A 272-nucleotide genomic window follows, 5' to 3' on the forward strand; every position below is an offset into this window, starting at 1 on the left:
AGTATAATTTTAACAAAAAGGAGTCTTCTGTATGAACTATTTCAGATATAAACAATTTAACAAGGATGTTATCACTGTAGCCGTTGGCTACTATCTAAGATATACATTGAGTTATCGTGATATATCTGAAATATTAAGGGAACGTGGTGTAAACGTTCATCATTCAACGGTCTACCGTTGGGTTCAAGAATATGCCCCAATTTTGTATCAAATTTGGAAGAAAAAGCATAAAAAAGCTTATTACAAATGGCGTATTGATGAGACGTACATCA

The 272-nt window shown here is 32.7% G+C and carries 1 pseudogene; it reads left to right on the forward strand.

What is annotated here, in order from left to right:
* Window positions 1–31: 31 nt before the first annotated feature.
* A pseudogene (locus LQ622_RS14965) lies at window positions 32–272 on the forward strand (IS6 family transposase); the annotation flags it as partial.

It is taken from the genome of Mammaliicoccus sp. N-M50, from assembly GCF_022386995.1.
GTDB lineage: Bacteria > Bacillota > Bacilli > Staphylococcales > Staphylococcaceae > Mammaliicoccus > Mammaliicoccus sciuri_A.